At 66.4% G+C, this 14992-nt stretch carries 13 protein-coding genes; 4 read left to right on the forward strand and 9 right to left on the reverse strand.

The window, feature by feature from the left end:
• Position 1 precedes the first annotated feature (1 nt).
• The 3 genes from AC6CR5_RS17295 to AC6CR5_RS17305 all read left to right on the forward strand — a co-directional run bounded on the left by AC6CR5_RS17295 (position 2) and on the right by AC6CR5_RS17305 (position 1699).
• Positions 2-268: a PP0621 family protein gene (locus AC6CR5_RS17295; protein ID WP_054482544.1), complete on the forward strand. Its 267-nt coding sequence runs from the start codon at positions 2-4 to the stop codon at positions 266-268.
• Positions 269-482: 214 nt separating this feature from the next.
• Positions 483-1061: a 1,6-anhydro-N-acetylmuramyl-L-alanine amidase AmpD gene (gene ampD, locus AC6CR5_RS17300; RefSeq protein ID WP_006385752.1), complete on the forward strand. Its 579-nt coding sequence runs from the start codon at positions 483-485 to the stop codon at positions 1059-1061.
• Positions 1062-1078: 17 nt separating this feature from the next.
• The gene (locus AC6CR5_RS17305; protein ID WP_054482543.1) at positions 1079-1699 is read left to right on the forward strand and encodes a glutathione S-transferase family protein; all 621 of its coding nucleotides are present in this window, start codon (positions 1079-1081) and stop codon (positions 1697-1699) included.
• 78 nt (positions 1700-1777) lie between these two features.
• Here AC6CR5_RS17305 and AC6CR5_RS17310 read toward each other — a convergent pair whose 3' ends face one another.
• The 5 genes from AC6CR5_RS17310 to AC6CR5_RS17330 all read right to left on the reverse strand — a co-directional run bounded on the left by AC6CR5_RS17310 (position 1778) and on the right by AC6CR5_RS17330 (position 8388).
• Positions 1778-2329: a hypothetical protein gene (locus AC6CR5_RS17310; protein WP_054513677.1), complete on the reverse strand. Its 552-nt coding sequence runs from the start codon at positions 2327-2329 to the stop codon at positions 1778-1780.
• Positions 2330-2365: 36 nt separating this feature from the next.
• Positions 2366-4474, reverse strand: a complete 2109-nt coding sequence (locus AC6CR5_RS17315; RefSeq protein WP_498084755.1) for a hypothetical protein — start codon at positions 4472-4474, stop codon at positions 2366-2368.
• 334 nt (positions 4475-4808) lie between these two features.
• Positions 4809-5768, reverse strand: a complete 960-nt coding sequence (locus AC6CR5_RS17320; protein WP_498084756.1) for a tripartite tricarboxylate transporter substrate binding protein — start codon at positions 5766-5768, stop codon at positions 4809-4811.
• Positions 5769-5875: 107 nt separating this feature from the next.
• Positions 5876-6907 carry an NAD-dependent epimerase/dehydratase family protein gene (locus tag AC6CR5_RS17325; RefSeq protein ID WP_006385747.1) on the reverse strand — a complete coding sequence of 344 codons (1032 nt, stop codon included), beginning with the start codon at positions 6905-6907 and terminating at the stop codon, positions 5876-5878.
• A gap of 5 nt (positions 6908-6912) precedes the next feature.
• Positions 6913-8388, reverse strand: a complete 1476-nt coding sequence (locus AC6CR5_RS17330) for an aldehyde dehydrogenase (RefSeq protein ID WP_047991948.1) — start codon at positions 8386-8388, stop codon at positions 6913-6915.
• A 92-nt stretch (positions 8389-8480) separates the two neighbouring features.
• Here AC6CR5_RS17330 and AC6CR5_RS17335 point away from each other — a divergent pair, with 92 nt between their 5' ends.
• A complete protein-coding gene (locus AC6CR5_RS17335) occupies positions 8481-9422 on the forward strand; it encodes a LysR family transcriptional regulator (RefSeq protein WP_035182028.1) in 942 nt (313 codons plus the stop codon).
• A 130-nt stretch (positions 9423-9552) separates the two neighbouring features.
• On the opposite strand, the gene AC6CR5_RS17340 is transcribed toward AC6CR5_RS17335, so the two are convergent.
• The 4 genes from AC6CR5_RS17340 to AC6CR5_RS17355 form a co-directional block, all read right to left on the reverse strand.
• The gene (locus tag AC6CR5_RS17340) at positions 9553-10911 is read right to left on the reverse strand and encodes a TolC family outer membrane protein (RefSeq protein WP_498084757.1); all 1359 of its coding nucleotides are present in this window, start codon (positions 10909-10911) and stop codon (positions 9553-9555) included.
• Positions 10908-12254, reverse strand: a complete 1347-nt coding sequence (locus AC6CR5_RS17345; protein WP_200221885.1) for an HlyD family type I secretion periplasmic adaptor subunit — start codon at positions 12252-12254, stop codon at positions 10908-10910. The genes AC6CR5_RS17340 and AC6CR5_RS17345 overlap by 4 nt, the downstream gene beginning before the upstream one ends.
• A complete protein-coding gene (locus tag AC6CR5_RS17350; RefSeq protein WP_498084758.1) occupies positions 12251-14173 on the reverse strand; it encodes a type I secretion system permease/ATPase in 1923 nt (640 codons plus the stop codon). The genes AC6CR5_RS17345 and AC6CR5_RS17350 overlap by 4 nt, the downstream gene beginning before the upstream one ends.
• 131 nt (positions 14174-14304) lie before the next feature.
• Complete coding sequence (locus tag AC6CR5_RS17355) at positions 14305-14910, reverse strand: heme acquisition protein HasA (protein ID WP_020926196.1); 606 nt, start codon at positions 14908-14910, stop codon at positions 14305-14307.
• Between the last annotated feature and the right edge of the window lie 82 nt (positions 14911-14992).

Genomic DNA, 14992 nt, shown 5'->3' on the forward strand with positions numbered 1-14992 from the left:
CGTGGGCAAGCTGCTGTTCTGGATCGTCATCGTCATCGGCGTGCTGTTCGTGGCGCGCATCGCCGGCCGCATGGCCGCGGCCCGCCAGGCCCCCTCGGCCGGCGCCAAGCCCCGCGGCACGGCCAACCCGCCCGCCGCCGGCGCCCCCGAGGCCATGGTGCGCTGCGCCCACTGCGGCATCCACCTGCCACGCTCCGAAGCCCTGCTGCAAGGCGGCCGGACCTGGTGCAGCCAGGAACACGCCCGGCTGGGGCCAGCGGCCAAATAAAAGGCTGGCCTGAACGGCTGGCCGGTCCGGATTCGCCGGCCAGCCAGCCCGCCATTCCGCCAGCCAGCCCAGCCTGCTAGCTAGCCAGCCAGCCAGGAGAGGCTCGCCCATCACCGGACGCACGACAGCACCGCCCCGGTGCGCCCCGCCCTCATTCGCTCCCTTTTTACACGCACGGCATAATGCATGTTGGATACCAACCTGCTTTCCTCCCATGCCCCTGCTTCTGGATCGACATGGCTGGCTGGCGCCGGCCCCGGGCGTTTCCCGACTGCCCTCCCCCAATTGCGACGCGCGTCCCCACGGCGCCCAGGTGTCGCTGCTGGTCCTGCACAACATCAGCCTGCCGCCCGGCCAATTCGGCGGCCCCGAGGTCGCCGGCCTGTTCCTGAACACGCTGGATTACGGCTCGCACCCCTGGCTGGAACGCCTGCGCGGCCTGCGGGTATCGGCGCATTTCTTCATCCGCCGCGACGGCCGCATCGTGCAGTTCGTCTCCACCGATGCGCGCGCCTGGCATGCCGGCGTCTCGCGCTTCGCCGGCCGCGAGCGCTGCAACGATTTCTCTATTGGCATCGAGCTGGAAGGCACCGACACCCTGCCCTACACTGACGAACAGTACCTGGCCCTGCGCCGGCTGACGCCGGTGCTGCGCGCACGCTACCCCCTGGCGGCCGCCTGGGGCCATGAACACATCGCCCCCGGCCGCAAGACCGACCCGGGGCCCGCTTTCAACTGGACGCGCTTCGGGCGCGACAGCGGCTTTGCGCGGCGGCAATTGCCGCCCGCCTGACCTTACAAGGACCGGTTATGTTGAAGATCTGGGGACGGCTGACGTCCGTCAATGTGCAGAAAGTGATGCTGGCCGTGCGCGAACTGGCGCTGCCGCACACCTTCATCGAGGCCGGCGGCCCGTTCGGCGTGGTCGACACGCCCGAGTACGCCAAAATCAACCCCAACCGCACCGTGCCCGCCATCGACGACGGCGGCTTCGTGCTGTGGGAATCGAATGCCATCGTGCGCTACCTGGCCGCCCGCTACGGCGCTGGTACCCTCTGGCCCGAGGACGTCTGCCTGCGCGCCGACGCCGACCGCTGGATGGACTGGCAGACCACCGAATGGCAAGGCGCCATGGTCCCGGCCTTCCTGGGCCTGATCCGCACACCCGAAGCCAAGCGCGACCACGCCGCCATCGACCTGTCGGTCAAGCGCAGCAACGCCCGCGCGCAGATTCTGGACCGGGCGCTGCAAGGCCGCGAGTTTATCGCCGGCCGCCACCTGACCATCGGCGACATCGCCCTGGTGTGTTCCGCGCACCGCTGGCTGGGGCTGCCGATCGAACGACCGGACACGCCGGCGCTGTCGGCGTGGTACCGCCGCGTGATGATGCGGCCGGCGACGCAGGGGGTGTTGACGTTGCCGTTGGAGTAGGGCCATCCCGGCACGCCAGGATGGCGACGTTCATTGCCCAGGCTGCGGCGACAACCTAATGGGGGAAAGAGACCCGCCTCATTTCCGGCGGTCTTTGAGCCACGCCCTGACGCGGCGCACCGACATCGTGACTTTGACGGACAACATGGCGGCGCTGAACAGCCATCCCAAAGCCGCGCCAGCCAATGCCGCCCACGCCAATAGCGGCTTGATATCGGGATCATCCAGACTGCTCCAACCTATCCACGCAAGCACTGGAAAAGCGAAGATCAGGCACAAGACCGGCACGAAATAGGACATGTCCACGCTTATCAAAACAAACCGCCGCCTGAACCCCGGCGTGCAGTGGAGCGTGGAAACCGGCAGGTCTTTGACAAGCTTTTTGTGTTGAACGTGAGTTACGGCGACCAGAATGATCCCCAGCGCCAGCGACAGCCATAAGAAACCAGCGCGAAACAGAGCCGGAATGGTCAGAATCGCCGTACCTGTCGACGCCGCAGTCAGCCTCTGGATCGCCCTCATGGTTGCTTCGTCGACGATGTAGCCGGGCTTGTTCCAACCCATCCTGCCGTAGTAGATGATGGTGCCGTCGTCCAGGGTTTCGAACAGCCCTCTCGGTGCCAATGCCATATTCCACCTCGATAAAAAAACGTCCGAACAGCGGGTTTATCCGAAGAAGAGATTGGCGTCGTCTAGGAACGGATAAATGTTCCCGACCACCTGCGCCGAATGCAGTTCGTTGTAGTTGGACGGATTGAGGTAGTTGGTGTATTCGATGAAGAAGTCCGCTTTGCCGTCGCCGGTTCGGTCGCCTTCCAGACGCACGATGGTGCTGAAGTAGTAACCATCGTCAGGCTCCTGGATCGGGACGTTCGATCCATGAGAATCCATCGTCACGTATCTAAGCTCGCCGGCATGGCCTGTAAATGCGAGTTCTCCGATGAACCGCATCGCCTGATGGCCATCGGTGTTGACGTCGCCATCCAGATTCGAAAAATCCAGCACATCGGGATCCAGATGGAACCCGAAATAGTCGCGCAACTCCGGATAATTGGGTAAGTATCTCTGCACGTTGAAGTGATCGGCCTCCGAGCCTGTCGTCAGGCCGTGAATGAACTTGGTGGTGATTTCCCCGCTTCCTGGCGCGGCGAAATCTCCATCGTTGAACACCACGCGATTGCCGCCGCCATGTAGCACGAAGGTATCGTTGCCCGCCCCGCCGGTTACCGTCATGCCGCCGAGCGCATCGCCGATGATGATGTCATCATGACGGCTGCCGATGATGTAGTCGATGTTTCGATAGATATCATCGGAGAACGGTGCAAAAGAGCCGGAATACAATTCTTCCGAGGCAAACCATCCCCGCAGCAACTGCAGGGCGTTGTCGCGCGTAAGAAAGCGCTCTTCAATCCAGCCAGCGTCAACCCCGTGGAGGCGGGCCAGAACCTCGATCCGAAGGTCCACGCGGTCATTGCCTTGTATGAAGATGTCGATGCCGGTTTCGTTCAACGAAAAATCCAGCACGTTGTAGCCATCCGGATTACCAATGACCGTATTGGTCCCGCCATGATCGGTCTTCGGCATAAACCAGTTGATGGCCTTGCCCCCGACCATTTTGTTTGACATGTCGTCACCGATGAACAGATAGGAACGGTCATCATCAACAACATATGTCTTGACGCCGTTATCCGGTTCAATCTCGACATATCGGACCGTTTCTGGCGGAGTTCTCAAACTCGAATCGTCGGCCACTTGATCGACGCCTGCCAGCTCTTCGGGGGGAATGGCGTCTGCAATGCTTGAGAGGATATCGGGCAGGATGGCCGTCGCTTCCGGATACGCCTCCGGATGTTCGATGATTTCGCGCATTGCCAGATAGATCTGATAGTCGGAAAACTGTGTCAAGCCATCGTCGGCGGAAGGTGCGCTTGGCTGCATGTGTGCATACACAACAGGCAGGAACGACATGTCAAAACCGCTGCCCGCCGGCGGTGTGTGATGGTCGGAAGAGACATCATCCCCGCTCGAAGTATGATCGACCAACATGGGATCCACGTTCGAGAGCGCATCATTGATCAATTTGGCGACCCCGCCCTTGAATCCAAATCGATCCGAACCAAAGGCAACACCGACGCCTATGATGATGGATGCCGCAACGGCCGCAGGCGCGGTCGCCGTAAGCCCGACAAAGCCCGCCGCGCCCACGAGCGCCCCCGTCACTAAGAGATTAAACGTGAACAACGCCGCCTCGGAACCTATTGCAATCTTAGGCGGCGTGCCGGCGGCGATATCCTTCTGAATGGCGTTCCAACTGAATAACCCTTGAATTAGAAAATTATTCTTGCGGGACATCCACTTCAAGGCATTGAAAGCCTTCTCATCCAGACTGCTCTGCAACAATTGACCAACATACTTCAGCAACTTGCTTGTTTCCGGCACGACTGCGTTGACCACCGACGCCGCCATGCCGCCAGTGGATGCCGGATCGCGATAATGCCTGGATTCATCGGCGTAGTGGGAAGCGTAATAGTCGTTTATTCCCGGCAGCAGTTCAGCGAAGAATCGATCTATGCCAGGAACGGGGACGTCGGGGGGACGCTCGTAGTGGTATTCATTGTTCTCCAGGTTCCACAGCCCGGATCCCAACGCTGGCCCTCCCCAATTGGACGGTAAAGGTGCGGGGGCTACAACCGGAGCAGGCGGTTCAGGTGCAGCGACAGCCTCGGACGGATCAGGGGTAGCGCTGGGTGGCTCGTGGTCTTCAATTTCGTCCACGTCATACCACCTCCCGTACCAATCCCCCCCACACTCCCTATACCAATCCCAGTACCAATCCCATACCCCGAAAGGCCCCCAAGTCGGCGGCGTAGGAGGCCAACTGCCATAAACGACAACGGGGTCAAGGGTAGGTGTAGCCATGATGCGGTTCCTGATCGCAGATCAATCAATAGCCACCCACCACCACGCGGGCGACCGTCTATAGACATAAACGGTTGAGCCACGATTTACAGTAAAAAAAAGCCGCAATTCAGACCAGTCCTCAGACACTGGCCCGCGTCCCGCGATCCGGAGCATGTCGCCGCAATCGCGGGGCCCCCCATCTGACGCGCTACTCCACCCAAGGCGTGCTCGCCCAGATCTGCCGCAGCCGCCCATCATCCTGCTTCAGGCGTTCCTGCCACTGCGGCCCATCCAGGTAATCCATCTCGGTGAACTGCTGCTTCATCTGCGCCTGGAACTCCGGATTGGCGGCCACCTTGCCCAGCGCCTGGCGCAGCTTCTCGGCGACATCCGCCGGCAAGCCCTTGGGCGCGACAATGCCGCGCTCGGAGGCGAACACCAGGTTCACACCCAGCTCCTTGAAGGTCGGCACGTCCGGCCCCAGCGGCGAGCGCGTCTCGCTGGCCTGGGCCAGCACGCGCATGTTCTTGCCGTGGTAGGGCATGACTTCGCCCAGGTTCAGGCCGCCGATCACGGTGTGCCCGCCCAGCACCGAGCTGCGCAGCGGCCCCGCGCCGTTGTAGGGCACGTGGTTGAGCTTGGTGCCCGTCAGGTTCTGGAACAGCACCAGCGCCAGGTGATCATCGGTGCCCACGCCGGTCGAGCCATAGCTGATCGAACCCGGCTTCTCGCGTGCCGCCTTGATCAAGGCATCCAGCGTCTGGTACGGACTGTCGGCGGCGACGCTGAAGGCGCTGGGATCGCGCACCAAGTTGGCCAGGTAGGTGAAGTCGGCGGTGGTGAAGCCGGCCTTGCGTTCGATCGGCAGCGACACCAGCCCGGGCATGTTGGTCATGGCCAGCGTGTAGCCATCGGGCTTGGCGCGCGCCACGTACGACAGCGCGATGGCGCTGGACGCGCCCGGCTTGTTCTGCACCACGATGGTGGTGCCCAGCTCCTTTTCCAGGAACACCGCCAGCGAACGCGCCGTCAGGTCGGTGCCGCCACCGGGCGCGAAACCCACCACCAGTTCGATGGGATGGTCGGGCCAGGCCCAGGCCGGCCATGCGGCGCACAGCGCGGCCACGGACAGCGCGGCGCGAGCGGCCGCCTTGCGTGAAAAGAACATGGTTGTCTCCTGTTTGGGTAGTGCTGTTGTTATGCGTTGTGACTGGCCGGAAATGCCGGCCGGTCACGCGGGACGGCTGCGACGGCCGCCCCGGGTCAAACTGTTCCCTAACCGACCTTCCCCCCTTCCTGCGCCTCGCGCCACGCCAGCAGGCGCGTCACGCCTTCGGCCATGCCCACTTGCGGCTGCCAGCCGATCTGTTGTCCCGCCAGATCGTGCGGGATATGGAAAGCGCCGCCCGAGGTCAGGCGCACGGTGCCCGGAGGGTCCGGCCGGATCTCCGGTTCCAGGTCGCTCTTGCAGTAGTCGAGCACCAGCCGCACCAGTTCACCGGTGGTGATGGGCGCCGGGCCGGACACGTTCACCGCGACATCGGTCGCGTCGCTCTGGAACGCGGCGACGTTGGCGCGCGCCACGTCCGAGACGTGCACGAAGTGCTTGGTGTCGGTGCCGTCGCCGGGCAGCACGGGACGCTCGCCCTGACGCACGCGGTCATAGGTCTCCATGATGTACAGCGAATTCGCGGCGCGGTAGTGCTGGCGCTCGCCATACACGGTGGAATAGCGCAACACCACATAGTCCAGCCCGGCCTTCTGGTAGTACTGGCGGCACAGCTGCTCGCCCATGATCTTGGAGGCGCCATACAGGATCGCCGCGGGCGGCGCGCCGACGGAATGGAACGGACCGTTCTCGACCAGCGCGCCGGCGATGCCGCTGCCGTAGCCGTAGACCGCGTTGGACGAGGCGAACACGAACTTCTTCACCTTGTTGGCGCGGCAGGCTTCCAGCATGTTCTGCGCGCCGCGGATGTTCACGTCCACCGCCTGCCACGGCGTCTGCGCGAAGCCCAGCGTCATGTAGGCAGCCAGGTGCAGCACGCCATCCACGCCATCGGTCGCGGCCAGCAGGTCGGGCAGGCGCATCAGGTCGCCGCGCACCACTTTCACGCGCGGATTGCCTTGCAGGTGGGCGATCGCCTCGGGCGTGCCAAAGGCGAAGTTGTCCAGCAGGATCACCTCGCGCACGCCGGCGGCCAGCAGCGCGTCGGCGGTGTGCGAGCCCACCAGGCTGGCGGCGCCGGCGATCAGGATGCGGGCATCGGCCAGCGGCAGCGCCGCGCTTTTCTTGTCTGTCGTCATGTGATTCACAGTCCCATCGGTTGATTGTGCATGCCCCAGTACAGGCTCTTGACCTGGCTGTAGAGGCGCAGGCCGTGCAGGCCTTTCTCGCGGCCAATGCCGCTGGCCTTGAAGCCGCCGAACGGCGTGGCGATATGCGATTGCTTGTAGGTGTTGATCCAGACCGAGCCCGCCTCGATCTCGCGCGCCACGCGCCAGGCGCGGGCGTAGTCTCCGGTCCACATGCCGGCGGCCAGGCCGAAGGGCGTGTCGTTGGCCTGCTCGATCACGTCCTCCTCGTCCTCGAACGGCAGCGCCACCAGCACCGGCCCGAAGATCTCCTCCTGGCAGACGCGCGCGCCATTGCCAAGGCCGTCTATCACCGTGGGCAGGTAGAACCAGCCATTGGCCAGCTCGGCGCGATCCGGCGCGGCGCCACCGACCAGCACGCGGCCGCCTTCGGCGCGGCCGATGTCGACATAGCCGGCGACCTTGTCGCGATGCGCGCGCGACACCAGCGGCCCCATCTGCGTGGCCGGGTCATCGGGCAGGCCCACGCGCACCTGACGCGTGCGTTGCACCAGCGCTTCCATGAAGCGGCCGTAGATGGATTTCTGCACGAACAGGCGCGAACCGGCCACGCAGCTTTGCCCGGCCGAGCCGAAGATGCCCGACACCACGCCGGCCACGGCGCGGTCCAGGTCGGCATCATCGAACACAATGTGCGGCGACTTGCCGCCCAGCTCGAGGCCCACGGGAATCAGGCGCTGGCCGGCGATGCCGCCGATGGCGCGACCCGTTTCGGTGCCGCCGGTGAATGACACCATGCGCACGCCGGGATGCTTGACCAGCGCGGCGCCGACGTCCTCGCCGTGGCCCGGCAGCACCGTCAGCAGCCCTTCGGGCAGGCCGGCCTCGGCGCAGATGCGGGCCAGTTCCAGCGCCAGTTGCGGCGTCTCCTCGGACGGCTTGAGCAGCACCGCGTTGCCGGCCGCCAGCGCCGGCGCGGCCTTCTGCGCCTCGTTCATGATGGGCGAGTTCCACGGCGTGATGGCCGCGATCACGCCGAACGGCTCGGCCAGCGCCATCGAAAAATACTCGCCGCGCGGCGAGGTCATCTCGTTCTGCCAGGTCTCGCAGACGGCGGCGTAATAGCGGAAATGCCCGGCCGCGCTGTCGACCATGTTCAGGCATTCCTTCCAGGGCTTGCCGCTGTCGATCATCTGCAGCCGCGCCAATGGCTCGCGCTCGGCAGCCAGGCGGCGGCCGATCTCGTACAGCGTGGCGGCGCGCTGGTCGGGACGCAACTTGCGCCATGGCTGGCGCTGGAACGCGTCCCAGGCGATGGTCACGGCCGTATCCACGTCACGCGGCGAGGCGCGCGTGACACGTCCGGCAATACTGCCGTCGGCGGGATTGATGGAGGTGATGACGGCGTCGCCGTCTTGGCTGTGGCGCCATTCGGCGCCCAGCCGGAAGGGCTTGTGGCTCGATGCATGCATAAGGGTCGGGCAATCCAGGGGACTTCGGTAGACGCATCATCGGTCCGTCGACTATTAGGCACAATTCGATATTTTTCTTATATTCTTAGTTCATGGCTATGAATATCAAGTACCGGCCGCTCAAGGCCTTCCTGTTGGCGGTGGATACCGGTTCGTTCACCCACGCCGCCAGCCAGCTGGGCGTGACGCAGCCGTCCTTCACCGCGCTGATCCAGGACCTGGAGGACGTGCTGGGCCTGCGCCTGTTCGAGCGCACCACCCGCAGCATCAGCCTGACCTCGGCCGGGCAGGACTTCTATGCCCGCGCGCAGCGCCCCATCGCCGACCTGGAAGAAGCCTATCGCAGCCTGGCGGACCTGGCGGCGGTGCGGCGCGGCAACGTGACGCTGGGCGCCCTGCCCTCGACCGCGCTGGCGCTGCTGCCGGTGGCGGTCGGCGCGCTGCGCCAACTGCATCCGGCACTGAAAGTGCGGGTGGTCGAGGCCCACAACGACGAGCTGGTGGCCATGCTGCGCACCAACCAGATCGAGTTTGCCGTCGGCGCGCTGGCCGAGCCGGCGCCGGACCTGTCATTCACGCCGCTGGCAGAGGATTGCTTCTGCGCCATTTACCCCGAAGGCCACCGCCTGGACAGAAAACGCGGCCCGCTGCATTGGCGCGACGTGCTGCGCTACGACCTGATCCTGCTGTCGCAAGGCTCCAATGCGCGCCAGCAGTTCGACCGCGCGGTGCGCGAGGAAACCGGCGCGCCGGCCACCGCCTTGCGCTACGACGTCACCAACATGGGCACCGCAGCCGGCATGGTGCGCCAAGGACTGGGCGTGAGCGTTTTGCCGCGCCTGGCATTGCCGGAACTGAACCTGGCCGGCCTGCGCGCCGCGCCGCTGTGCGACGCCTCGGCCCGCCGCGCCATCGGCCTGCTGCACCGGCGCGACCGCTCCCTGTCGCCGGCCGCGCAGGCGCTGGCGGCGCAATTGGCGACGGCCATGGACGAGATCGTTCGACGGCTGCTGCCGCTGCCGCCGGTGAAGTGATCCGACGACGCGCTCCATTCGTCGACGGTCGAACGCGCATCCGCATGCCGGTGCACCCCGCCACGAACAGCGCCCCTGGCCAAACGCTAGAGCGGTCTTGCACCGAACGCGCCCCCCCCCGACTGCCGGCTCAGCCCGCCACGAACAACGCGCCAATGCGCGCCACATCGTCGTCGCTCAGCACTCCGGCTTGCCACCTCAGCGTCAGCCACGCCAGCAGGTTGTCGTAACGCGCCTGGTCCAGGTCGCGCAGCGCCTCGAAGCGCTGGCGTTCGGCGTCCAGCACGTCCAGATTGGTGCGCTCGCCGCCGAGCACGCTGCGCCGTGTGGCGCGCACGCGCTGCGCGGCCGCCTCGGCCGCCTGCCGGTAAGCGGTGATACGCTCGCGGCTGCTGGCGAACGTGTGGAATTGCCGCGCCAGGTCATCGAGCAACGCCCATGTGGCGGCGTCGAGCTTGTGCTGCGCTTCCTCCGCTTCAGCCAATGCCTGGCCGCTGGCCGCCGAGGTGCGCCCGCCGGAATACAGCGGAATGCTGACCTCGATGCCCACGGAACCGGAGTCATAGCGCTGCCCGATCTGGTTCTCGCCGTTGGAATTGGTCAGCTGCTTGCGCGCCACCAGCCGCGCCGTGGGCAGGTGCCCCGCGCGGGCGGCCTGGTAGCGCTGGCGGCTGGCTTCAAGCAGGTGGCGCTGGGCCAGCAATTCCGGATTGCTCGCCAGCGCCAGTTGTCGCCACGCGGACAAATCGCGTCCCTCCACCGCCAGCGCGGCCAGGGCTGATTCCTGCAAGGGCGCAAGCAAATTGTCGGCCAGCCCCGGCCCGACAATCGCCCTTAGCGCATTGCGCGCGTCGCGCAACCGGTCCCGCGCCTCGATCTCCTGCGCCTGCACCACGTGCGCGCGCGCCTCGATCTCCAGTTGATCCGTGCGCGTGCCCTGCCCCGCCGCGACAAAGCGCGCGCTGCGGCGCGCGTCCTCTTGCAACGAGCGCTCCTGCGACTGCGTCAATGCCAGGGCCTGCTGCGCGTACAGCACGGCGGTGTACGCCTGCAACAGGCGCACGGCAAGCGCCTGGCGCGCGCGTTTCAGCGTCAAGCCGCCCGCTTCGGCACGCTCGCGCCCGGCGCGGTACTGCGCAAACGCCGCCGCGTCGAACAGCGGCTGGCTCAGCGTGAACCCCGAGGCATAGCTGGCGTAGCGCGAGCGCTGCTCCAGCGCGCCCCAGCGCGTCTGCTGCCGCGACGTCGTATCGTTGCGGGCACGGCTGTAGTGATAGCTCAGGTTCGGCAACAGGCCGCTGCGCCCCAATGCCGCCTCCTCGGCGTCGGCCCGTTCGCGCGCACGCGCCGCCTGCCACGTGGGATCGGACGCCAGCGCCATCGTGTACGCCTGCTGAAAATCCAGCGCCTGCGCCGCCCCCGATCCAGGCATGAACACCGCCACCATCAACATCCATGCCGCCGCGAGCCTGCCCTGCCAGCGCTTCATGCGTCACCCCACGCCAGCCGCGCGCGATCGAGCAGGGGCTTGAACAGATAATTCAACAGCGAACGCTCGCCCGTGCGCACGAACACCTCCACCGGCATGCCGGCGCGCAACGGCGCATCGCCGATGCGCCGCAGCTGGCCCGGCGCCACGTCGGCGCGCAGGCGATAGTATGGGCGGCCGTTGCGGTCATCCTCGAACCGGTCCGCCGACACCAGCGTCACGGTCCCCTCAAGCCGCGGCGTGCGGCTGGCATCGAAAGCGGTGAACATCAGCTCGACCGGCAGGCCCGCGCGCACCTTGTCGATGGACTCCACCGGCAACCGCCCCTCGACCACCAGCGGCACGTCCTCGGGCACGATCTCCATCAGGCGCGAGCCGGGCTGCACCACGCCCCCGACCGTGTGCGTGGCCAGCGCCACGACGGTGCCGCTGACCGGGGCGCGGATCTCGCTGTGCGCCAGATCGAATTCGGCCGTCGCCAGTTTCTGCGTCAACTGCTCGCGCTGCACGCGGGTTTCCGCCAGGTCGGTGCGCACTTCGCGCTGAAACGCGTCGCGACGCTGCTGGCCGCGCAGCGCCAGTTCCGCGATCTGCTGGCGGGTCTGGCCCAGGGCGCCCAGGTCCGAGGCCATGTCGCCGTCCAGTTGCGCCAGGCTGCGCTCCAGTTCCAGCACGCGGTTGCGCGGCACGTAGCCTTCGCGCGCCAGGTCGCGCAGGTTGCCCAGCTGTTCCCGCAGCAGGGCGCGCTGCGTGCGCTTGTGCGCCAACGTCGATTCCAGGCCGCCGGCCAGGGCCCGGCTGCCGGCCAGCGTGGCCTCGATGCCGGCCAGTTCGCCCGCCAGCGTCGCGCGGCGGCTGGCGAACAGTTGGCGCTCCATCGCGTAGGCGGCGGCCGTTTCGGCATTCGCCTGCGCATCGGGCGGCGCAAGATCATCCCGGCCATCGCGCTCGGCCAGCAGGCGCGCTTCGCGGGCCATGACGGCCGCCTGCTGCGCGCGCAGGCTCCGCGCCTCGCCACGCACCCGGGTATCGTCCAGCCGCACCAGTGCCTGGCCGGCCCGGACCGGGTCGCCTTCAGCCACCAGCAAGGCGCTCACCACGCCGCCCTCGATGCTGTCCACCGCCTGCCGCTCGCCGGTCACGACGACGATGCCGGGCATCGCCACGCCGTTGTCCAGCGGCGCCCACGCCGCCCACGCCAGGAAGCCGCCAAAGCCCAGCGCCAGTACCCACCAGCCGAAGCGGGCCGACCAGCCGCCGTTCTCGTCTGCGTCCGCTACCGGCTCGGCCTTGTCCAGCTCGGGCCGCAGCACCACCACACGATTGCCGGCGCGTCCCGTCATGCCTTGCCTCCGAAGATCAGCCCTGAAAACGCGCCGCCGGCCAGGGGATACACCTGCGCCACGGCCCCGCCAGGGCGTGCCTGCGCCGGTGGAGCTGTCCCGCCGGAAGCCGCCGCGCCCGCCGTGCTGGCCGTCGCAGCCGGGCGGTTGCCCGCCGCGGAGGTCGACGCCGAGGGTGATGCCATCGTCCCTGACGCGCTCTCAGGCGGCGGCCGCAGCACCTCATGGGTCGCGCCGAAGCGCTGCGCCTGACCATCGCGCAACAACAGCAAGTGTGTCGTCGCCGCCAACACCTTGGGCCGGTGCGTCACCAGAACCACCGTCGCGCCCGCCTCCCGCAGCCGGCCCAGCGCATCAAGCAAGGCCTGCTCGCCCGCATCGTCCAGGCTGGCGTTGGGTTCGTCCAGCACCACCAGGCGCGGCGTCCCGTACAGCGCCCGCGCCAAGGCGATGCGCTGGCGCTGCCCGCCCGACAATCCCTGGCCACCGGTACCGATCGGCGTGTCGTAGCCACGCGGCAAGGCCAGGATCATGTCGTGCGCGCCGGCCATGCGGGCAGCGTCGATCACGCGTTGGGCCAATACTTCGCCATCGCTGTCCGGGGCGGGAAAGCGCGCGATGTTCTCGGCCACCGTCCCGGAGAACAGTTCCACGTCCTGCGGCACATACCCCAGCCACTCCCCCAGCCGCCCTCGCTCCCATTGCCGCAGGTCGGCGCCATCCAGGCGTGCCGTGCCCAGGCGGGCTGGCCAGACACCCGCCACCAATCTGGCCAGGGTCGACTTGCCCGCGCCCGAGGGGCCAACCACCCCCAGCACCTGCCCTGGCTCCAGCGAAAGCGACACGTTCACCAGCGTCGGCTGCGCCGCGCCCGGCGGCGTCACCGTCACGCCCTCCAGCCGCAGCGCGCCCTTTGGCTCGGGCAGCGTCAGGCCGGCGGCTGGCGCCGGATACGTCGCCAGCAACTCCTGCAAGCGCTGCCACGCCAGCCGCGTGCCCGCCCATTGCCGCCAGGCGCCGATCACCTGATCGATCGGGCTGAGCACGCGCCCCATCAGAATCGAACCCGCGATCATCATGCCGGCGCTGACATGGCTCTGCAGCACCAGCCACGCGCCCAGGCCCAGCACCAGCGATTGCAGGGCCATCCGCACCGTCTTCGACACGCTCGCGATCACCGCCGAGCGCTGGCTGGCCATGCCCTGGCGCCGCACATAGCCCACATGCAGCCGCTGCCAGCGCGCGCGCAATCGATCCAGCATGCCCATGGCCTGGATGGCCTCGGCATTGCGCAATTGCCCGTCCGCCTCCACGCCGGCCCGCACCGACAACCCGCCCGCCTCGGCCAACAGCTTGCGCGACACCTGCTCGTTGAGCCATGCCAACGCCACCAGGATGATGGTCCCCGCCAACGCCAGCGTGCCCATCCAGGGATGGAACAGGAACATCACCAACAGGAACAGCGGAAACCACGGCGCATCGAAGAACGCGAACACGGCGCTGCCGGTCAGGAACTGACGCACTGTATTCAAGTCGCTGACCGCCTGTCCGGCGTTGGCTGGCACACCCGCAAGGCCGCGCCGGAACGCCGCTTCATGCACGCGCCCCGCCAGCGCCGCGTCAAAGCGCGCGCCGATCTGGATGATGACGACGCCGCGCGCGTAATCCAGCGCGCCCATCAACGCGAGCAGCCCGACGATCATCAGGCTCAGCATGACCAGCGTGAAGACATTGCCGGACGCCAGCACACGGTCGTACACCTGCAGCATGTAGAGCGACGGCGCCAGCATCAACAGGTTGGCGGCGACGCTGAAGGCCGCCACGCTGACCCAGCCGGTGCGAAAGCGCGCCAGGAGCGATTTGATCTCCAGGGCACCCACGTCCTGTGCCGCAACTGTACGCGTCTGGTTTTGCTGCATTGGTTTTCCTAGCCCGGATGACTGCCGGGACACGCAGAATGAAGAAACAAAAAGACGGTCGCGACGGGGGATAGGCCCGCCGCGACCGTGACCCACGCGCCCGAGAAAGCGCGGGGAAACTCGTCGGTGGGTTACGCCGCCAGGGCCAGATCGGTCTCGGTGGCGAAGTTGTGGCCGACTAGGTCGGCGATGGACATATCGACGTCCAGGTGGTTGTCTTCCAAAGCGGCGATCAAACCGCCGTGTGTGCCACTTCCAAGCTTGTCATCCGCGCCTTCGACCGAACCGTTCATCAAGCCCCAAATGATGTCGTGTGTCACATTGCCACGTCCATCTGCGAGGTCGCCATGCAGCGGATCGTCGAACGTGAAAGTAATGAACGGATCCACGACGTGGCCGGCCTTGTCCACCCCGGCACCCAACGTTACCGATTCCAGGGTGCCCCACAGCGTGTGCGGCGTTGCACCTTCCATCTTGGGGCCGCTGAACGGAGGGAAGTAGTAGTTCAAGTCGCCCGAGGCGACGAAGGCGTATCCGTCGACGGTTTTGCTGGTGTAGCCATATTCGGTACCAGAGAAGAATCCGCCACCGAAGAATCCTCCTGAATTGGGCACACCGGTGTGTTCGCCACGAACGCCGTCATCCTGGAACATTTCCAACACCACTCTCAGCGAATTGTCCGGCGTGGTGATGTACGGAAAATGGGCGGGGTCGAAACTACTGATATGGACAGACATACTCTTCTCCTTGAAGATCGTCAGTTAACAAAGGCCCCGGAGTGATCCGGTCGACCAGAGCGGAGCTAGACCGTCTAGCCAC

It is taken from the genome of Achromobacter sp. EG18, from assembly GCF_059759395.1.

Excerpts from the sequence above, each read along its gene's own strand:
- AC6CR5_RS17350 (WP_498084758.1), bottom strand. The coding sequence starts at position 14,173 with ATGCAGCAAAACCAGACGCGTACAGTTGCGGCACAGGACGTGGGTGCC.
- AC6CR5_RS17325 (WP_006385747.1), bottom strand. The coding sequence starts at position 6,907 with ATGACGACAGACAAGAAAAGCGCGGCGCTGCCGCTGGCCGATGCCCGC.
- AC6CR5_RS17355 (WP_020926196.1), bottom strand. The coding sequence starts at position 14,910 with ATGTCTGTCCATATCAGTAGTTTCGACCCCGCCCATTTTCCGTACATC.
- AC6CR5_RS17330 (WP_047991948.1), bottom strand. The coding sequence starts at position 8,388 with ATGCATGCATCGAGCCACAAGCCCTTCCGGCTGGGCGCCGAATGGCGC.
- AC6CR5_RS17310 (WP_054513677.1), bottom strand. The coding sequence starts at position 2,329 with ATGGCATTGGCACCGAGAGGGCTGTTCGAAACCCTGGACGACGGCACC.
- AC6CR5_RS17305 (WP_054482543.1), top strand. The coding sequence starts at position 1,079 with ATGTTGAAGATCTGGGGACGGCTGACGTCCGTCAATGTGCAGAAAGTG.
- AC6CR5_RS17345 (WP_200221885.1), bottom strand. The coding sequence starts at position 12,254 with ATGACGGGACGCGCCGGCAATCGTGTGGTGGTGCTGCGGCCCGAGCTG.
- AC6CR5_RS17335 (WP_035182028.1), top strand. The coding sequence starts at position 8,481 with ATGGCTATGAATATCAAGTACCGGCCGCTCAAGGCCTTCCTGTTGGCG.
- ampD (WP_006385752.1), top strand. The coding sequence starts at position 483 with ATGCCCCTGCTTCTGGATCGACATGGCTGGCTGGCGCCGGCCCCGGGC.
- AC6CR5_RS17340 (WP_498084757.1), bottom strand. The coding sequence starts at position 10,911 with ATGAAGCGCTGGCAGGGCAGGCTCGCGGCGGCATGGATGTTGATGGTG.
- AC6CR5_RS17320 (WP_498084756.1), bottom strand. The coding sequence starts at position 5,768 with ATGTTCTTTTCACGCAAGGCGGCCGCTCGCGCCGCGCTGTCCGTGGCC.